This is a genomic window from Enterococcus rotai (assembly GCF_001465345.1).
Lineage (GTDB): Bacteria > Bacillota > Bacilli > Lactobacillales > Enterococcaceae > Enterococcus_L > Enterococcus_L rotai.
Window position 1 is genome coordinate 2,216,574 of record NZ_CP013655.1, and the last position, 18,275, is coordinate 2,234,848.

Consider the following 18,275-nt stretch of genomic DNA (forward strand, 5'->3'; position numbering starts at 1 on the left):
ATAAAATAGTAAGAAGCTAGATCGACTTTTCTAGTTTCTTTTTAGTATATAACAGTACGTGTAGTACCATGTTGGGGATGCTATCTTCATTCGTTCAGTTGTAGAATTGCTTAAAAACGACAAAAAGAAATGACCGTTCATTAACTTTAGCCAGTTAAACGATCATTTCATAATGATATAAAATACTTGCTACCGTCTTAAACGGCTCTACATAGGAGAGGTATGTTAGCGCATATCTCTCTTATCACTTGCATTATAGCATACAACACACTTTTTTTCCATATCCACTTAAAAGAGTATTTTCTAATTCTTGCTTAGAATCCGTTTATAGATGATCGGTCTATCAAACCCAAACACTCGTTTATCCCCATTAAACATTTCCTCTTTTATGACCAATGCTTCATCAGATAGTTCTTGCTTTAAAATAAACGCTGTTTTCTTCGTAAACATACTGTGTGATTCGCCAATAAACGTCCCCTCATGTTCCTTATAGTGCAATGGAACAAATTTATCAGATACTGAAAGAACCGTAAAATCAATTTCATTTAGTTCATTAAATTTAGTGTTCATTAATTCTTTTGGCACAGTGATCGATTTTAACACAACCTCGCCAGATTCATCCGTTGAAAAAAGAAAAATATCTGATTTGAATTTCTCCTTATTATTCAACGTATAGTAACTTTCTTCATGCAAAAATACTCCATCGAATTCTTTTGGACCATTCACAATCAAGTCATTTAGAATAGTATTATTGTGTATGGCAAAGGGGAAATGCTCTTGTTCTTCTTTCGATAGAGAATGAAACTGCTCACTATTATCGAAACGTCCAGTTAACATTTGAATAACTTTCCTCAAATTTTTCATACTGCTCACTCAGCTTTCTTTTCAATTGGTAATTAAAGTACAATCGCTTCTTTTCTATTTTATCAAAAAAAAATAGAAAAAAGCGACTCAAAAATAATAAATAGATCTTAATACGATTTTCAGTTTGCAAAAAATAATGAATTAGTTTAAATAGCGACGAAGTTCTTTTGATAAATTCAGCCATTCCATTTCACCAGGGATTGAGGATATTTGAATCGATTTGATATTAGAAAGGTCTTCAGGAATTGCAAAATTAGCAACAACAATATCAATATGTAGAAATCGAATTAAATTTTCAGTGACCGGTTGGTTAATCACAAAATGGATTTGAACCTCTTTTGGTGCTACAGATGCCGCAATATTTTTTAGGTATTCTGAAATTATTGGAGTACTAGATATGGCAAATAAAATAATATGATCTCTTTTCAAATTAGTTTCTGTTAACAAAGTTAACGAAGTGGCTATATCCTCTTTGTAATAGAAATAAGAGTATTTTTCTAGATAATATAACCAATTTTCATATGTTTTGGGGTATTCATGTATAGCGATATTTTTTAAATCTTGTTGTTCCGTTTGAAAAAGAGGAGAAAATTTACTTAGCATATCTAAATTAGATAAATAGGATTTTAAAATCAGATTGAGTTCAACATTTGCCGAAAAATTATAATGTAAATCTTTGAAAAAATTATCAACTATTGTATTAAAGGTTTTTAACTTGGGTAACAAATCATCGAGAATGTAAAAAGAATCTTTTCCATAAATAACAGAATTTATAGCAGTGATGTAAATGTATAAAATTTCAGAATCAGACAGATCAGTATAGATAGGATCTTTTACTAAATGCCAATTAATAGCATTAGTAACACTCTTAAAGCCAGCATGAGTGCTATAGGTTGAAATGAGTGAACTGTCAAAAGAGACCTTTTTATTTTGAGCAATTCTGTTTCGGGAAATTTTGATTAGCTGAGCAAATCTATAGTAATCAATGGTTAAGACCTGTTTATAGTTGTCCCTGATATAGTCAAAAAAGTTATCAATAATTTCAAAATCTGCATCTGTAAATGTATTCATCCAATTTCTGTGGTTATTATTAAAATAATGGAAAAAGAAGTGGCGAATATCTATTTCATTTCCGATAAGTTCAAATGGATTGGTATTTAACGTTAAATGATAATCGGCTAATACATCTTTCAATAAATCGATATGTTTTCTTAAGGCCGACTGAGAGATAAAATGCTTTTCAGCAAAAGTTGCAACCTTTTCTTTTTTTCCTTCATAGAGTGAATCCACCAGTATAAATATAGGATTGTGTTGTATTAAATCATACATATACGTTTGGATAGGTTTTGGTGAATCGATTCTCTTGATAGACCAATTACTAGACTTGGTTAGTTCCACATTTGAAGAAAGAGCATTTTCTATTGATAAAAAATCTTGTTGTAACGTTTTAATAGATACATCGTAAATTTTTTGTAAATCAAAAACAGATATCGATTCGTTGGAATCTACTAATAAAGATAAAATATGTAGTTTTCGTTTTAATATATTATCGAATATTAATCTTTTTTCTATCTCATTCATCCGATTAATCACTCCTTATTTATATTATAATCTAATTTTTATTTTTAATATATTTTAAAAATTCTAAATTGTAGAAGAAAATAAAGCGAATAACATGCTCAGTTATGAACGAAAGGAAGTTATTTTCTCTTGAAATCATTCTATATCGTTCTATTATATATAGGAAGAAAAAAGAAGAAAACAGTTTTTTTTTTTTTCTTTTTAATCGAAAAAAAAAGAATTTAAAATAAGCTGATTTGTTGTATATTCAATAAAGACAAAAAATAAAAGTAAGGATGAATAACAATGACATATAAATCTATTGCTATTACAGATGGAGAAGAGAGTCGATTAAAAGATATACTATCTTCTTTTGACTTGTTAGATTTAAGTTTTACTACAGAAACAAACATAGATTTTTCTCACATAGATGCAGACCTTATTATCATAGAAGAAATCAAAACGATCAGCTCAATCAATATATTAAACTTATTATTTGAACTAAGAAAGAATTTTTCTGGACTAATTTGGCTGCTATCTACTAAATATGAAGAAAAAAATGAAATTTTGTATTACAAAATGGGGGTCGATGGAATTTCTTACAGTGATAGATCATCTGAGTTGATTCAGTTACAACTTACAAGTACGCTAAAACGTAATTGTAAAAAAAGAACATATATTTCTAATATAAATACAAATGGAGTTCCTTCTTTAAAGTTAAATTCAATAAATATGAGCGTACATAAAGAGGATGGAGAAGAAATTTCATTGACTCGTAGTGAGTATAATGTTTTGAACTTGTTGATGGAAAATCTTAATAACACAGTTACCTATGAAGAAATGTTGTCCGTAATCTGGAATGACGATAAAAGAAGCAATAAGTATAAAATCAGTAATCTGATTTTTCATTTACGAAGTAAGGTAGAAAATGATTTGAAAAAACCAAAATATATAAAAACAGTTCGTTCAAAAGGGTATATGTTGAAAAAATCGTAAGTTGTTCTATTTAGAGATAAGACTTAAAAAGAAACTGAAGTAGATAGGAGGTAGAATGAAAAATGACAGAAAAAAAACCTGGGTTACTTTTTTTGGGAATATTAGTTGGTTTTCTGTTTTTTCCAAACTATACAGAAGCTACAGAAGAAATTGATAGTGTACCGATAGATACTATTTTTAAAGTCCCTCAAGGAGCAAACAGTTATGTAGATGGAAATGAAATTGTTATAACAGATAATACATCAAATCAAATTGGCAGTATCTATTCTACTGAAGAAAATAAGATAGATCTTTCAAAAGATTTTTATGCTGAAATGTATGTAAAAATTGATGGTAGTGGTGACGGAATGACGTTTGTAATGCATAATGATCAACCTAAAACCCAAAATTTTTCAGGTTTAACTGGTCAGGGTTTAGCGGTCTACGGATCGTATTGGTATTTACAGGGGGTTTATATGTTGATAGGACCATCCCAATTAAAAAAAAGTCTGGCTATTGAATTTGATACTTATTACAACTTCGGATATGATCGACTTTTAAATACAAATTTAGGTAATGGACACATCGCATACACGACTCCAGATAGTTATGATGGTTATGGATTTTATGCAGACAGAACGGTTGCATCAGTTAAACACAATGGAGTGCAATATCCTTCTTTTAAGCTTGGTGATGGCAAGTGGCGTTTATTAACATTAAAATGGACTGCATGGAATGCTAGTAATGTCGGGAATCTAACGTATCAATACGAAGGATTAGAGGCTGTTTCAGCATCCGTTCCAAAGTATACATTTGGAACAGATAATGTCTATTGGGGATTCACTGGGTCAACAACTAATGTAACTGAAAAAGCAAGCGTTCGTTTTAAATCTTTACCAGGATTTGTAGATTACTCTGAAAATGTTGATTTCATTGATGCTGAAGGTAATAGCATTCAAAGCATTACCCAAGATTCCGAGGTGACGGTTCACTATGTTGGTCAACATGTGGGAGGAAAACAAAACCTAATGGAACCAACTTATAAGTTCACTTTATCACCAAATCAAGAGTATCAACAAGGATCGTTTAAGCTCAATGGTGTTGCGGTTACACCAACATACGTTAATAATGAATTAGAAATTCCTCTATCAAAAGACTTATCATCGACAGATAGTAAAGTTGATATCCAGTTTAAAGTAAAAGATAGCGGGGTGACCCAAGATACAGACTTAACACTGACAGCACATGTAAAAGCAAAAAATTTCCTGTCAGATAATGATTTCACGTACAAAATAACCTACGACAAAGAAGCACCCACTGGAACAGGTAAATTGACATTTATAGATGCTGGTGATGAACAAGCGCTAGCTAATGCAACAGATTACCGTCCATTTTTATCAGAATATCAAGATAACTACTCAGCAAAAGATAAAATCAGGGTTGAATTAAAACCTGGACAAGACATCGCTGCTTTAGTCAAAACAGTTGGTCCAAGTAGTGTTCAACTAACGCTTACCGATGAAAAAGGGAATGCACGTGATGTGACGGTTCCAATCTTTATTCAAAATCAGGATGTTGTAAAAAGTAGTCAGTACATTATCTACGGGAAAGACTTTAGTGTAAATTCAAGAAATTATCCTACAACAAATGCAGCATTGCGCTCTCTAATTTTTGAACAAACAGAGTTGAAATTATGGCAGTATGACGACGTATCTGTAACGGCAATGAATAATACTCAATTAAATCTATCAATGGATAAACTACCTCCAACGTCCAATACTGCTCAAGCAGGTGTTTATGAAGCAACCGCTTCTTATGGAAGCGGGACAGCTAAAGTAGCTAAGCCAATTAAAGTGACGGTGATCCCAAGTATTGCGCCAGTATCGATTCAATTCGTAGATGAGAATAATCAACCTATTGTGGACGAAATTACGTTTGAATCAAATGTTGAAGAGTCGATTGACCTAACCAAAAACGAACAAGTCCTCGAAAAGCTTAAAGCGGTCAAAGCATTGAACTATGTTTTAGATACGTCTCCTACAGATGAACAAAATCTGTTGGTCGTACCTGAAGGTGTCACACGAAAATATACGTTTAAAGGAACGCTATTTATTCAATCAGCACCTAGTAGCATTAACTTTGGGGATCAAAATGTTAGTGCCTTTGATAAAACCTATGCCAATCCAGAGTATGATCAAGATTTAATCATATGGGATAACCGTCAAACGCTAGGCACTTGGAAAATCACGTTAAAACAATCACAAGATTTTAGTATCCCAGATGATCCATCGCAGAAATTGCCAGATGTGCTAAGTTATCAGACTGCTGGGGAAGAAAAAATGATTTCCACAGATGCTCAGGAAGTTTTCAGCTCCAAACACCAGTCCTCAGGGAAATATGACATTAGTCAGGAAACATGGGGACCAGAAAAACAAGGGCTGCGTTTGAACGTTCCGGTCGGTTCAGTGAAACAAATAGGGAAATATGAAACGACACTGACTTGGCAAATAGAAGAAGCTTATTGATAAGTATGCTAAAAAAAGAGTTGGGTAATCGTTTGAAATAGATGAATAATCAGTCTTTATCTCTATTCGCAAAATAAGTTTAAACGTTGGGTTTGATTTTTTATGAAATTAAAATAACAGAGGATGTACATCTCTTAGGCTTATCCATAGTCATAAAACGTTGAATCATATGAATATGGATACGTTAGAAGTAGAAAGGAGGTGAGAATAAAATGACAAATAAAAAAACGGTGTTGGTTTTTTTGATAGTAATGGTTAGTTTTCTGTTTATACCTATAAATACAGAAGCCGCTGAGAATGTTGAAAGTGTACCACTAGACAATATTTTTAAAGTACCTCAAGGTGCGAATAGTTATGTAGATGGAAATAACGTTATTATTACAGACAAAAAAACTGGTCAGATCGGTAGTGTGTTCTCGTCTGAGACCAACAAAATGGACCTTTCAAAAAATTTTACTGCAGAAATGTATATAAACATTGATGGGGTTGGCGATGGCGTAGCTTTTGTGATGCATAATGATCCAGATAAGACATCTAAGTTTTCGGGTTTGACTGGACAAGGTTTAAGCATTTACGCTTCAAATTACCAATATGTGAATCATAATTTAGTACTTGGACCATCTCAGCTCAAAAAGAGTTTTGCTATTGAATTCGACACATATCACAATGGTGACGGTTATGATAAAGGGATTGATGGGAATTCAGGTAGAGGGCACATTGCTTATACCTTTCCAGATAGTGGAGATACTTACGAGGGATCTAATGGAACACTAACATCTGTAAATCATTCGGGACTACAACTACCATCATTCCAGATTGGGGATGGACAATGGCGATTGTTGAAAATACAGTGGAAAACATGGGATTCTGCCAATAAGGGTCAGCTAACCTATCAGTACGGAGATCTTGATCCTGTAACTGCAACGATTTCAAGAGATACGTTTGGAACAGATAGTGTTTTTTGGGGGTTTAATGGTTCTACGGGTGCCGCAACAGAAAAAGCAATTGTTTCATTTAAATCTGTACCAGGATTAGTAAATTATACAGATAATCTTACATTTACAAATGCTAATGGAGACAAGATACAAAGTACTACTCAAAATTCTGAAATAACTGTCGATTATAATGGTGAATTTACGGGTGGTAAACAAAACATGATGCAACCGACTTATACATTTTCTTTAGCACCTTATCAAAAGTATCAATACGGGACATTTAAGTTGAACGGTGTATCTGTAACACCAACTTATACGAACAATGAATTGAGTATTCCATTATCAAAAGACTTAACGGTAGAAGATGGCAAGGTTAATATTCAGTTTAAAGTAAAAGATATTGCTGTGAGTCAAGATACTGATTTAACACTAACTGCACATGTGAAAGCACAAAATTTCCTATCAGATAATGATTATACGTACAAATTAAACTACGACAAAGAAGCACCGACTGGAACAGGTAAACTAACGTTTATTGATGCAGATGATGCCAAAGCGATAGAAAATGCAACCGACTATCGTTCCTTTTTATCAGAGTATCAGGATAATTACTCAGCAAAAGATAATATTAAGGTTGAATTAAAAGCTGGACAAGACATCTCGACTCTAGTCAAAACAGTTGGTCCAAGTAGTTTTCAACTAACTCTTACCGATGAAAAAGGGAATGCACGTGATGTGACGGTTCCGCTATTTATTCAAAATAAGGATGTTGTCAAAAGTAGTCAGTACATTATCTACGGGAAAGACTTTAGTGTCGATTCAAAAGAGTATCCTACAACGGATGCAGCATTACGTTCCTTGATTTTAGAAAAAACAGAGTTGAAATTATGGCAGTATGACGACGTATCAGTAACGGCAATGAATAATACTCAACTGGATCTATCAATAGATAAACTACCTCAGACGTCTGATTCTGCTCCAGGAGGCGTGTATGTAGCAACTGCTTCTTATGGTAGCGGGACAGCTAAAGTAGATAAGCCAATTAATGTGACGGTGATCCCAAGTATTGCGCCAGTAACAATCCAATTTGTTGATGAAAATAATCAACCCATTGTGGACGAAATTACGTTTGACTCAACCGTTGCAGAATCAATTGACTTAACTCAAAATGCACAAGTCCTCGAAAAGCTTAAAGCGGTCGAAGCGTTGAACTATGTTTTAGATACGCCTCCTACAGATGAACAAAATCTGTTGGTTGTACCTGAAGGTGTCACACGAAAATATACGTTTAAAGGAACGCTATTTATTCAATCAGCACCTAATACCATTAATTTTGGGGATCAAAATGTGAGTGCCTTTGATAAAACCTATGCCAATCCAGAGTATGATCATGATTTAATCATATGGGATAATCGTCAAACGTTAGGCACTTGGAAAATCACGTTGAAACAATCACAGGATTTTAGTATCCCAGATGATCCATCGCAGAAATTGCCAGATGTGCTAAGTTATCAGACTGCTGGGGAAGAAAAAATGATTTCCACAGATGCTCAGGAAGTTTTCAGCTCCAAACACCAGTCCTCAGGGAAATATGACATTAGTCAGGAAACATGGGGACCAGAAAAACAAGGGCTGCGTTTGAACGTTCCGGTCGGTTCAGTGAAACAAATAGGGAAATATGAAACGACACTGACTTGGCAAATAGAAGAAGCCTATTAATGGAGAGGAGACCACGATGAAAAAACAACGAATGATTTGTTTTGTTCTAACTCCTTTGATTTTTCTTGCCGTGTCTTTCGGTACGATCAATGAGGCCGCAGCTGAGGAGGGTGGACAAGTACAGACAAATGCAGGAATCGTCTTTAAGGAATCAGATTCCTCAACAGCTCAAACGAATGAATCAACACACAATGATTCTTCAAGTAGTGAACTTCCAAACACTGGCAAGAAGCCGACAGGACGATTGCCAAATACTGGGGATTTAATAAAAGTTAGCATGCTCTTCGCAGGGGGCGCACTTATCCTAATTGCGTTGATTGTCTTCTTTTGGAAGAAGCGAAAACGCGTAAAAAGGGAGTGTGAATAAGATGGAAAGAAAATTACTCATCTGCTGCTTGCTGTTTCCCCTTCTGTTAATGAATCCAGTGACGAGTCGAGCAGAAGAGTCGAATTACTCTGGTGAAGGAACCATCCAGTTTAGTGGGAAGCAACCATTACAAGTGATGGACCCTGAACATCCAGAAAAACCTGCTGATCCAGGGAGCAGCCCTCATACTGATAACCTATTGAGGATTGATTTTGTCCCTAAAATTACCTTTTCGGATGCAACGATGTCTGAACAGGATCAAACGTATTACGGAAATGCCCAACTTTTCAATGATGATACCGGAGCGAGAGGAAACTTTATTCAAGTATCCGATTTTAGAAACGACAGCCAAGGCTGGACTTTACAGTTAAAGCAAGAAACGCAGTTCCAGAATCAATCGGCGAAAAGCAAGGAGTTAAAAGGCGCAGTGCTGTCCTTTGACAAATCATGGGCAAACTCCATAAATGACCAAACAACCGCACCTACGGTTTCAAAAGAAGTGATTCGTCTTTCGAATATTGGTGAAGTCTATAACTTAGCTGAAGCCAAGCCGAAAAAAGGTGAGGGAACCTGGGCAATTGCCTTTGGAGCATCTGTTACGAATACCAATCAACAGGCAGATACATTAAGGCCTAAATTGGACGAACAGAATAATCCAATCGTAGATCCAGCGTTTAATAATCAACCAATCTATGAGAATCAAGCAATTTCTTTATTCGTACCCGGTAAAACAGAAAAAGAACCGGGCAACTACCAAACGGTGTTAACTTGGATTTTATCCGAGCTACCATAAATTATAAAAACTCTAGGAGGAAACACAAATGAAATTAACACACAAATTATGCGCAGCTACGCTATTAGCAGTATTAGGAGCAACAGTAGCAGTGCCAAATGCAGTACAAGCAGCAGAAGAAAACCCATTACAAGTCAGCGGAAAAGGTACAATCAACTTTTTAGAAGATGATGGGGTAGATACACCGACAGATCCAACTGATCCAACAAAACCAGTTGACCCAGAAAATCCAATTGTCACTCCACCAGTCAATCCAGCAACAGGACCATTAAAAGTAATTGCAGTAACGGATTTGGATTTTGGTGCAGATAATAAAGTTACGCCAGCATCTGGAAGTGGTTGGGAATATTCAGCAAAAGCTGCTCAAATTGAATACAAAGACGGTACAACAGCTGCTAGTCCAAATTTCGTTCAGTTTAAAGATACACGTGCAGATAACAAAGCAAATAAACACACAGTAAGTGCTAAAGCAACTTCGTTCACAAACGCAGAAGGTCAAGAGTTAAAATCAGCAGAATTGAGATTTAACAATGTGAAATTAGTTAATGGATCTGATCAGAATCAAGTGAATGAAACTGGAGTTGCGGCAGCACCAAAGATTTTAACTGATGGTACAACGCCAACGGACTTTGTTAAACAAGATGCAGATGACAAAGGTTTTGGTCAATTTACATTACAATTCGGAGATACAGCAGATAATACAGCAGATGATTCAGTTAAATTATGGGTCCCAGCAGAAGGAAATAAATTATCAACAAGCAGTAGCTATTCTTCAACAATCACTTGGACAATTGCTGACGCAAGATAATTCAAGTAAAAGATAAAAAAGTATTGATGAAAGAGAACAAACAAGTTCGCCTGTATTAGGCGTACTTGTTCCTCTTTTTAAGAAAGGGCAATCATGATGAAAAAAACGAGTTTAATATGCTTTGCAGTTATTTTATACATAGGTTTGATAATCGGCATTTTACCCACAACAGGACAAGCAGCGCAAGAAGATGGAAGTGGGTTCACATATAAAGTCATTCTGCCTGAAAATCAACACAATAAAGATGTCGGCTATTTTGATCTCCGAATGACACCAAGTCAAGAACAAACCGTTACCATTAAAATGAACAATAGTTCAGCTGAAGAAATCACAGTAGATGTAGCGCTTAACAGTGCAAAGACGAATACTAATGGTGTGATCGAATACGGTCCATCCAAATTAGAAAAAGATGCTTCGCTTAAATATGATTTTGCCGATTTAGTAAAAGGTGAAAAAACGGTTAAGATCCCTGCAAAACAAAGTGTGGAATACAAATTGAACATAAAAATGCCAGATTCTCAATATGATGGCGTGATTTCTGGGGGGATCTACATGATCCAAAAAGGGCAGACGGAAAGCCAAAAAGCGATGATCAAAAATGAGTATGGCTATATGGTTGGAATGGTTTTGACCGAAACAGATGTAGCAATTACACCAGAGCTAAAGCTCAATAAAGTTTACGCTAATCAGCAAAATTACCGAAACGCGGTGTTCATCAATTATTCAAATACACAACCTGCCTACATCGATGATATGACCGTTGATGTTCAAGTCATGAAAAAAGGGTCGAGTGAAGTTCTTTATGATACAAAACAAAATAAAATGAGAATGGCGCCTAATTCACAAATTAATTTTCCCATTTCAATGAATGGTGAAAAAATGGTTGCAGGTGAGTATGTGGCTCATGTTGTAATCACAACAGAAAATGATGGTAAATGGACTTGGGAACAGAACTTCGAGATCACCAATGAAGAAGCAGATAAGTTTAACCAAGAAGATGTTAGTTTATTACAGGAAAGTCGAGTAGACTGGTCGTTGATCATTATAGTGGTCGCTAGTGCGTTAGGGATTATATTGATTATATTCTTTGCAGTTCGTTTCTTGAGGAAAAAGAATCAAAAGAAAACAAAAAAGAAAAAGAAATCAAGCAAGAAAAAAAGGTAGTAGCACAAAATGGGGATTAAAAGTGAAAATGTAAGGGTATTGAAATAGAGTAAATAATTAATTATTTTTGGAGGATAGAAACATGTCGATATTAGATTGGCTATTCATTGGGATACTTTCAACGGCAATCCTCTGTATTATTTTTGCGGTTGTTTTCCTAATTTCTTATTTTTTAACGAAGAAAAATAGACTAGTATTAAAACAACGTCGAACAAAAAATAAAAAGAAACGCAGAGTTTTAAAAAAGAAAATCCATTTATTGAAGCAAAAAGGTAAAAAACAAATGCAATCAGGAGTGATCTTTTTGATTTTAGGTTTGATATTAGCAGGAGGCGCCGCATTTTCCCGCTATCATCAAGCCACTAATCTAGGAAATCGTGACTCTGACGCTATCGTAGAAGGGTATTATTTATTAAACAAAACATCTGAGCAGTTAGGAACAATTGAAGGAACCACAAATGTTGAAAAAACAAGAAAAAATTTGCGTGAGTTAGCAGCAAAACTGTCTGGTTTTGGGGTTCGTTACGCTGATCCAAGGTTAACAGTAGACGGACAGCAACTGTTAAATAGGTATTATACGCAAATGAAAGAATTAGGTCTTAACTTGAACAATCAATCGATCGAAAGTCTACAGGAAAAAACAACCTATGACAATTATTTAGCAGATATAAAAAAAGTCAAAACGATTCAAAAAAAGGTTTTTACGTATTTTAATGTGAATGAATCAGCGTTAAGTCAAAAGAAATAACATGTTAAGAAATGGCTGTGAAGCTAAATGACGAAAAAGAAAGTAAGGACTAAGAGTAAAAAAAGAAGAAAGAAAAATAAGAAACAACGACTTCTTCAAGAACTCAGTAAAGAATTAGGCATAACTTTTTTGATTGTATTGTTATGCTTATTTTTACTTTCCAGAGTTGTTTTTGCATTGCCCAAAAATGAAGGGTATGGGATGCGGGAAGCGTTGAATGATGGCGATCGTGTATATGTGGATCGACTTGGTACGCCCAAACGTTTTTCATTAATTTATTTCAAGCAACCCGATGGAAACGGGACCTCAATACGACGAGTCGTTGGGTTGCCAGGAGAACGAATACTCTATTCTAAGGATGAACTTTATGTCGATGGCCGACTTGTTGTAGAACGTTTTTTACAGAAAAAGTTAGCGCAAGCTATAATAGATGATGAAATGATTACCGAAGATTTTGACTCCATTGCTATTTTAGGAACAACAGATGGCATTATTCCAAAGGGCAAATACCTTGTGCTTGGAGATAATCGTCACTACGCTACAGATAGTCGTTACTATGGTTTAGTCGATCGACGTGATGTGATTGGGATTGTAAAACTAAGATTGTCACCTTTTTATCAAATTAGTATCCAATGAAGTGATAAAAATACGGTAGTTAACGTATTGAGATAAAAAAAGAGAAATGAGCGAAGTAAAAGTTAACAGCTTATAAAATCGTTGAAAAGAGAATTAGAATAATGAACTATTGAAGTCTATTAAATGAAAAAAATATTTATTTTTCATGAAAAATGCGATATAATATATTGTATTTTGAAGAAAGAAGGATGAAAAAATGAAAAGAAAAGCACTCTCAGTATCACTTTTGACGTTTACAGCTATTTTAGCCGTGGGCTGTACATCAAATAAAAGTGCTAGTAACACATCAGAAAAAAAAGAAGCTAAAACAGAATCAACAACACATGCAAAAAAATCTGAACATATCGATTATGATGATCAAGAAGAGTGGGAATTCTCTGCTGGGAAGATGCAGTCACCAATTGATATTGTTACTAAAAAAGCTGAAGTGATGACACCAGATACTGGAACAATCACAATTGATTATGGAAAAGATATTACAAAAGCTGAAAATAACGGCCATAGTATCCAAATCACTGATGGTGGTACATCTGTGATTAACGGACGAAACTTTGCATTAAGTCAGTTTCATTTTCATGCAGAAAGTGAACATACTGTTGACGGCAAACATTATCCAATCGAAGCACATTTTGTAAATACTGCTCAAGACGGACGTATTGCAGTTATCGGTGTATTCTTTAAGGAAGGTACTGAAAACAAAGGATTTCAAGAAGTTTTGGATGACGTAAATAATGATAAAAACGATCCAATTAGCGACTTAGATGATATGATTCCGTCTAATAGAAGCTATTATCATTATTTAGGGTCATTGACTACGCCACCATTAAATGAAAATGTGGAATGGTATGTAATGAAAGAGCCTGTCGAAGTATCTTCAGCTCAAATCGAGGACTTCAAAAAATTGTATTCACACAATAATAGAGAGGTTCAACCGTTAAATGATCGATCAATTTTAGAACATAATGAATAATTCAATTGCTAATTGTCTAAAACTCTTTTAGCAACTATCCGACTGATAACAGAATCATCTACAACTGTTATTGAACAACTGAAGAGAATCCAGGGAACCTACAGAAATTAGGACAATGGAAAGAAGTTAGATATGTTGCTGGATGTTGAAATACTAAGTTATCTTCATATTATGATTTAAACAGTTCATTTTAAAATGAGCTGTTTTTTTGTTAAAATCATAGCGATTACCTAAAGAACTGACGGACACAGAATACTTGATGATCGAAGAGAGAAGTTTGCATCATTCTCTTTAATTTGTTTAGTTGTAGAATTGCGTAAAAAAACAAAAATAATAGTAACATACAGCAAATTTTGTTGCCAGATTTATAGAAGCGCTCTCGCGAAGATCAAACGCCATAACTTTTTATGAAAGTTCGTCTAGAATAAAGAGTAAAACTATAAAGAATTAGATCCCAAAATATAAGTAACTGGTGTGGTCCTGTATTACTAGAAGACAAAGAACGACTCTCTTTGACTAAAGTACTGACAGACATGAAACGAAGTCTTCTGGGGATATATAATGGCACGTGTAAGACTATACTGAGTCCGCTTACATGCTATACTATAGATACAACAATTTACTGAAATGATGTCTGCAAGAAAACACAAAAGGGGGATTTACAATGAAACACATCAAAAAAGAATTCTTACTTAATTGCACTCCTGCAAAAGCATGGCAACTTGTCGTTGATCGTAGCAAATATGAAATATGGGCTGCTGCTTTTCAAGAAGGATCAACTTATTCTGGTGAGATGAAATTGAATGAAACGATTTCATTTGTTGATGAGTCAGGGAATGGTCTGGTTTCTAAAGTCGTCGTTTTTGAACCAGAGAAAGAAATCAAGTTCGCATTCTTAGGGGAAATCACAGATGGTAAGTATGCGGAGGTACCTGTATTTGCCGAAATGCTTGAGCACTACCTATTTGAGCCAGTAGGCAATCAAACGAAAATGCTCGTGGATGTTGTGATGGATGATGAGTATTATGATATGATGAATGATTTATGGGATAAAGCAGGAACAGAACTGATAAGATTGAGCAATTAGTGTATGAGAAGAGTTAAACAGCCAGTTTTAATAAGTAAAGATAAAAAAGTAAGAGAATAATCGGGAAAGTTGATTATTCTCTTATTTTTTTTAATTTAAGAGTACACAAAGAGCATTCAAACCTGTAAAATCAAAGTAAGGTGTCATAAATAGCCTAATAAAAATCTTCATTTTTTTACCAAGAAAGGATGGTATCACTATGAAAAAAAACATTTACCTAGCCAGTTTTTCACTAGTTTTACTAGCCGGTTTCGCAACATATACTATCTATACAAAGACGAACGACACTCAAAATATTGAGAAGACGAAACGTATAAATCAAGTCCTAGACAAAGAAACGATTGAACAATCCAAGAAAAAATTAAGTGAGAAAAATATGGAAGACTTTTCAATTGACTTTAAAAATGCTGACGCTGAAACGATATACAACACATTTAACAATTCAAATGCAGATTCGATTATCAATCTTTTAGAAATATCTAATGATGATTCGGATAGAATTTTAGTGTCTCCAGATGGGACAATTCTATCAGGGCAAGTAATTATAGATGAAAATGGAACTGAAGTTGATTCTGATACGGATAAAAATAGTATAACGATTAAAGAGCTTAAAGACTTGGTTCTATTACATAAACCACAAATCGATGAATTAGCCGCTCAAAATAGTCCACTAGAATAATGTCTGAGAGACAGAAAATTACGTAAATATTCATTTAGTGAAAAGGAAAAAAGATGAAAAAAATCAGACCACAAAACCCAATCTATCTTATACTCAGCCTATTCACTCCAAGGCGTTTTATCAATACTTATTATGTTTTAAAAAGTGATAACCTCACAATAAGCCGTTACTATGCAAGAAAGAATTCAAACGTTTTTGATAAAAAAATCGATACCATAGATATGAATAAGTTAGTGAAGTTTGGCTTACCAAAAGATTTAGGTACACCAATGCAAGAACCAACAATCCGTGGAACAAAAGGAACGTATAGTTCACAAGAAATTCAGTTTCTTTTTGAGGATAGAATTATCATAGGATGGAATGTTCGTCCTTATACGAAAAAGCAATTAAGACAGCTATCAGAATTAATTTATCTAAGATATTGTATTATCGCGTGTAATGAATTACAAAAAGTATTGGGAATCAATAACTAATCAAAAAAATATCTTCCCTATATTTTCAATTAATTTAACACTTTGTTCGCTAGACGAGCTCAAATTTTTCATTTAAAATTTACATTAAAGGAGCGTGAGAAAATGAATCATTATAAAGGGGCTTGTTTCTGTCATTCTGTTCAATTCGAACTTGACTTAAAAAATCTTGATTTAACTGTCTGTCACTGTTCAATGTGCAGAAAACTAACTGGTTCTACAGGCTTTGCTAGTCTGGAAGCTGGAGAAAGTGTCCATTTTACCACTACAGATGGGCTGTCGATCCTACATACTTCTGACTTTGGTGAACGGGGTTTTTGTAATAAATGCGGGACGAGCTTGTTTTATCGATTTAAAGCTTCAAATGAATATTTTGTACCACCAGCGATCATTGCTGAGTTACCTGAAGATAAAGTCAATTTTGTCGAAGAAATTTTTTACGATAATAAACCGTGTTACTATGCATTTTCGAATGACACAATAAAAAAAGATGAAGCGTATTTCCAGTAACAAACTGTTAGATAAAAGCAGAAAATGAGTTTAGGACTGAGGTCCTGAGCTCTTTTCAATACACTTTAAAATGACCAAACTAGGGATTTTAAGGAGAGTTATAAAGAAAGGGTGGCTATTATATGAAGAAGAAAAACTTAAAAAAGCAATTACTTATTTGTTTACTCTATATTCTAATTCCCTTAGCTTTAGGATCATTAGCAAGTATCTGGATCAATCGATCAATTCTCGTTATTACAGCAATTATTTATGGTATTATGCTCGTTTTCATGATTCCGTCAGATGTTTTTTTCGGTAGTACGTTGGATTACAATATAAAATCTGTTAATCCAAGTTATAAACATGAAAAACCTGATTTTATTGGTGGAAGTAAGCAGCAGTTTCTCAATTTTGCTGTGGTTGCTCTGGGGTTAGCGATCTGTTTATTACTTCTTTTAGTGAAATAAGTATTACTCGTTAAAGAGAAACTTGTGAGTTGCTATAATCCTAATGAAGCGCTTATTGTGATGTTATCGTTTGTAGTGAAGGATGAGGTGAGGCAAATTGGAAAATAGATTTTTTGGAGAAAATGGTATGTTAAAAGTAATTCCTAAAAAAAATAAATTTAAAGTGGAAATATTTAATATTATCATCGCTAAATTTGAAGAAGATGTTATTTATACGGAAAAAGAAGTGAATCTTATTCTTAAAGGCTTTTATCATGATTATGCTATATTGAGAAGATATTTAGTGGACTATGGTTTTTTATCGAGAGATTCTTATGGAACGGAATATATGAAGATAAGTGATAAGTAAAAATGAATTTGTAATGGTTCTAACGGTAAAACTAAATATCAGCTACTTTATTTTGTTTTATTAGAAATAGTAATTTTTTTACTCGATTGATTCTGTTCTAAAAGAAGATTGGAAAGAAGGCAAAATAATGATTGAAATCAAAAAAATAACCCTAAATGATCTAGCAGCGTTGAAAGCTTTAAGCATTAAAACCTTCACAGATACCTTTGCGAAAGACAATACGCCAAAAGATTTAAAAGAGTATCTTGACCAAGCGTATACAGAAGAAAAATTAGCAAATGAGCTTCAAAATAAAGATTCAGAGTTCTATTTTATTTATTCAAATGAACAACTTTCTGGATACTTAAAAATCAATGTAAATGAGGCTCAAACCGAAACCATTGAGGAAGATGCGTTAGAAATTGAACGGATTTATATCGATTCGAATTTTAAGAGATTGGGACTTGGGAAAATGCTTTATCATAAAGCGATAGAACGAGCGAAAGAGTTGAACAAGACTTCTATTTGGTTAGGTGTTTGGGAGAAAAACTTTTCTGCTATGAAGTTCTATCATAAGATGGGATTTACTCAGGTAGGCCAGCATTCTTTTTATATGGGAGAAGATGAGCAGATTGATTTGATTATGAAGATGGCACTATAATAATCTATTTACCATCGAGAATGACATTCT

Annotated in this window: 19 protein-coding genes; 17 read left to right on the forward strand and 2 right to left on the reverse strand. The window is 34.1% G+C overall.

The window, feature by feature from the left end; genetic code table 11:
* Positions 1–303 precede the first annotated feature (303 nt).
* Positions 304–864 carry a hypothetical protein gene (locus tag ATZ35_RS10295; RefSeq protein WP_208927165.1) on the reverse strand — a complete coding sequence of 187 codons (561 nt, stop codon included), beginning with the start codon at positions 862–864 and terminating at the stop codon, positions 304–306.
* A 141-nt stretch (positions 865–1,005) separates the two neighbouring features.
* Positions 1,006–2,445 (reverse strand): AcpB/EbpR/MafR family transcriptional regulator, encoded by a 1,440-nt coding sequence (locus tag ATZ35_RS10300; protein WP_208927166.1) that lies wholly within the window; start codon positions 2,443–2,445, stop codon positions 1,006–1,008.
* Positions 2,446–2,730: 285 nt separating this feature from the next.
* Here ATZ35_RS10300 and ATZ35_RS10305 point away from each other — a divergent pair, with 285 nt between their 5' ends.
* From ATZ35_RS10305 to ATZ35_RS10385, 17 genes are all read left to right on the forward strand, one after another.
* Positions 2,731–3,420 (forward strand): winged helix-turn-helix domain-containing protein, encoded by a 690-nt coding sequence (locus ATZ35_RS10305; protein ID WP_208927167.1) that lies wholly within the window; start codon positions 2,731–2,733, stop codon positions 3,418–3,420.
* A 62-nt stretch (positions 3,421–3,482) separates the two neighbouring features.
* The gene (locus tag ATZ35_RS10310) at positions 3,483–5,924 is read left to right on the forward strand and encodes a lectin-like domain-containing protein (RefSeq protein ID WP_208927168.1); all 2,442 of its coding nucleotides are present in this window, start codon (positions 3,483–3,485) and stop codon (positions 5,922–5,924) included.
* A gap of 212 nt (positions 5,925–6,136) precedes the next feature.
* Positions 6,137–8,578, forward strand: coding sequence for a lectin-like domain-containing protein (locus ATZ35_RS10315; protein ID WP_208927169.1), 2,442 nt, complete (start codon positions 6,137–6,139; stop codon positions 8,576–8,578).
* 16 nt (positions 8,579–8,594) lie between these two features.
* Positions 8,595–8,945 carry an LPXTG cell wall anchor domain-containing protein gene (locus ATZ35_RS10320; protein WP_208927170.1) on the forward strand — a complete coding sequence of 117 codons (351 nt, stop codon included), beginning with the start codon at positions 8,595–8,597 and terminating at the stop codon, positions 8,943–8,945.
* Between the two features lies 1 nt (position 8,946).
* Complete coding sequence (locus ATZ35_RS10325) at positions 8,947–9,738, forward strand: WxL domain-containing protein (protein ID WP_208927171.1); 792 nt, start codon at positions 8,947–8,949, stop codon at positions 9,736–9,738.
* A gap of 28 nt (positions 9,739–9,766) precedes the next feature.
* The gene (locus ATZ35_RS10330) at positions 9,767–10,546 is read left to right on the forward strand and encodes a WxL domain-containing protein (protein ID WP_208927172.1); all 780 of its coding nucleotides are present in this window, start codon (positions 9,767–9,769) and stop codon (positions 10,544–10,546) included.
* A 93-nt stretch (positions 10,547–10,639) separates the two neighbouring features.
* The gene (locus ATZ35_RS10335; protein ID WP_341843825.1) at positions 10,640–11,710 is read left to right on the forward strand and encodes a WxLIP family cell surface protein; all 1,071 of its coding nucleotides are present in this window, start codon (positions 10,640–10,642) and stop codon (positions 11,708–11,710) included.
* 82 nt (positions 11,711–11,792) lie between these two features.
* Positions 11,793–12,458 (forward strand): hypothetical protein, encoded by a 666-nt coding sequence (locus tag ATZ35_RS10340; RefSeq protein ID WP_208927173.1) that lies wholly within the window; start codon positions 11,793–11,795, stop codon positions 12,456–12,458.
* 27 nt (positions 12,459–12,485) lie between these two features.
* Entirely contained in the window at positions 12,486–13,094 is a 609-nt protein-coding gene (lepB, locus tag ATZ35_RS10345; RefSeq protein ID WP_208927174.1) for a signal peptidase I, read from the forward strand.
* Positions 13,095–13,290: 196 nt separating this feature from the next.
* Positions 13,291–14,064 carry a carbonic anhydrase gene (locus tag ATZ35_RS10350; protein ID WP_208927175.1) on the forward strand — a complete coding sequence of 258 codons (774 nt, stop codon included), beginning with the start codon at positions 13,291–13,293 and terminating at the stop codon, positions 14,062–14,064.
* Between the two features lie 664 nt (positions 14,065–14,728).
* On the forward strand, positions 14,729–15,151 hold the full coding sequence (locus ATZ35_RS10355; protein ID WP_208927176.1) for an SRPBCC family protein: 423 nt from the start codon (positions 14,729–14,731) through the stop codon (positions 15,149–15,151).
* A gap of 199 nt (positions 15,152–15,350) precedes the next feature.
* Positions 15,351–15,830, forward strand: a complete 480-nt coding sequence (locus tag ATZ35_RS10360; protein WP_208927177.1) for a hypothetical protein — start codon at positions 15,351–15,353, stop codon at positions 15,828–15,830.
* A 53-nt stretch (positions 15,831–15,883) separates the two neighbouring features.
* The gene (locus tag ATZ35_RS10365; protein ID WP_208927178.1) at positions 15,884–16,303 is read left to right on the forward strand and encodes a hypothetical protein; all 420 of its coding nucleotides are present in this window, start codon (positions 15,884–15,886) and stop codon (positions 16,301–16,303) included.
* Positions 16,304–16,405: 102 nt separating this feature from the next.
* Entirely contained in the window at positions 16,406–16,810 is a 405-nt protein-coding gene (locus ATZ35_RS10370) for a GFA family protein (protein ID WP_208927179.1), read from the forward strand.
* A 122-nt stretch (positions 16,811–16,932) separates the two neighbouring features.
* A complete protein-coding gene (locus ATZ35_RS10375) occupies positions 16,933–17,256 on the forward strand; it encodes a hypothetical protein (RefSeq protein ID WP_208927180.1) in 324 nt (107 codons plus the stop codon).
* Between the two features lie 127 nt (positions 17,257–17,383).
* On the forward strand, positions 17,384–17,605 hold the full coding sequence (locus ATZ35_RS10380; protein WP_425250075.1) for a DUF2087 domain-containing protein: 222 nt from the start codon (positions 17,384–17,386) through the stop codon (positions 17,603–17,605).
* Positions 17,606–17,732: 127 nt separating this feature from the next.
* On the forward strand, positions 17,733–18,245 hold the full coding sequence (locus tag ATZ35_RS10385) for a GNAT family N-acetyltransferase (RefSeq protein WP_279614906.1): 513 nt from the start codon (positions 17,733–17,735) through the stop codon (positions 18,243–18,245).
* The last annotated feature ends 30 nt before the right edge of the window (positions 18,246–18,275 follow it).

What these genes read in the sequence shown, in the direction of transcription:
- ATZ35_RS10320 (WP_208927170.1), top strand. Translation starts at nt 8,595, where the DNA reads ATGAAAAAACAACGAATGATTTGTTTTGTTCTAACTCCTTTGATTTTT.
- ATZ35_RS10385 (WP_279614906.1), top strand. Translation starts at nt 17,733, where the DNA reads ATGATTGAAATCAAAAAAATAACCCTAAATGATCTAGCAGCGTTGAAA.
- ATZ35_RS10380 (WP_425250075.1), top strand. Translation starts at nt 17,384, where the DNA reads ATGTTAAAAGTAATTCCTAAAAAAAATAAATTTAAAGTGGAAATATTT.
- ATZ35_RS10365 (WP_208927178.1), top strand. Translation starts at nt 15,884, where the DNA reads ATGAAAAAAATCAGACCACAAAACCCAATCTATCTTATACTCAGCCTA.
- ATZ35_RS10350 (WP_208927175.1), top strand. Translation starts at nt 13,291, where the DNA reads ATGAAAAGAAAAGCACTCTCAGTATCACTTTTGACGTTTACAGCTATT.
- lepB (WP_208927174.1), top strand. Translation starts at nt 12,486, where the DNA reads ATGACGAAAAAGAAAGTAAGGACTAAGAGTAAAAAAAGAAGAAAGAAA.
- ATZ35_RS10300 (WP_208927166.1), bottom strand. Translation starts at nt 2,445, where the DNA reads ATGAATGAGATAGAAAAAAGATTAATATTCGATAATATATTAAAACGA.
- ATZ35_RS10370 (WP_208927179.1), top strand. Translation starts at nt 16,406, where the DNA reads ATGAATCATTATAAAGGGGCTTGTTTCTGTCATTCTGTTCAATTCGAA.
- ATZ35_RS10315 (WP_208927169.1), top strand. Translation starts at nt 6,137, where the DNA reads ATGACAAATAAAAAAACGGTGTTGGTTTTTTTGATAGTAATGGTTAGT.
- ATZ35_RS10305 (WP_208927167.1), top strand. Translation starts at nt 2,731, where the DNA reads ATGACATATAAATCTATTGCTATTACAGATGGAGAAGAGAGTCGATTA.
- ATZ35_RS10340 (WP_208927173.1), top strand. Translation starts at nt 11,793, where the DNA reads ATGTCGATATTAGATTGGCTATTCATTGGGATACTTTCAACGGCAATC.
- ATZ35_RS10360 (WP_208927177.1), top strand. Translation starts at nt 15,351, where the DNA reads ATGAAAAAAAACATTTACCTAGCCAGTTTTTCACTAGTTTTACTAGCC.
- ATZ35_RS10375 (WP_208927180.1), top strand. Translation starts at nt 16,933, where the DNA reads ATGAAGAAGAAAAACTTAAAAAAGCAATTACTTATTTGTTTACTCTAT.
- ATZ35_RS10335 (WP_341843825.1), top strand. Translation starts at nt 10,640, where the DNA reads ATGATGAAAAAAACGAGTTTAATATGCTTTGCAGTTATTTTATACATA.
- ATZ35_RS10355 (WP_208927176.1), top strand. Translation starts at nt 14,729, where the DNA reads ATGAAACACATCAAAAAAGAATTCTTACTTAATTGCACTCCTGCAAAA.
- ATZ35_RS10330 (WP_208927172.1), top strand. Translation starts at nt 9,767, where the DNA reads ATGAAATTAACACACAAATTATGCGCAGCTACGCTATTAGCAGTATTA.
- ATZ35_RS10295 (WP_208927165.1), bottom strand. Translation starts at nt 864, where the DNA reads ATGAAAAATTTGAGGAAAGTTATTCAAATGTTAACTGGACGTTTCGAT.
- ATZ35_RS10310 (WP_208927168.1), top strand. Translation starts at nt 3,483, where the DNA reads ATGACAGAAAAAAAACCTGGGTTACTTTTTTTGGGAATATTAGTTGGT.
- ATZ35_RS10325 (WP_208927171.1), top strand. Translation starts at nt 8,947, where the DNA reads ATGGAAAGAAAATTACTCATCTGCTGCTTGCTGTTTCCCCTTCTGTTA.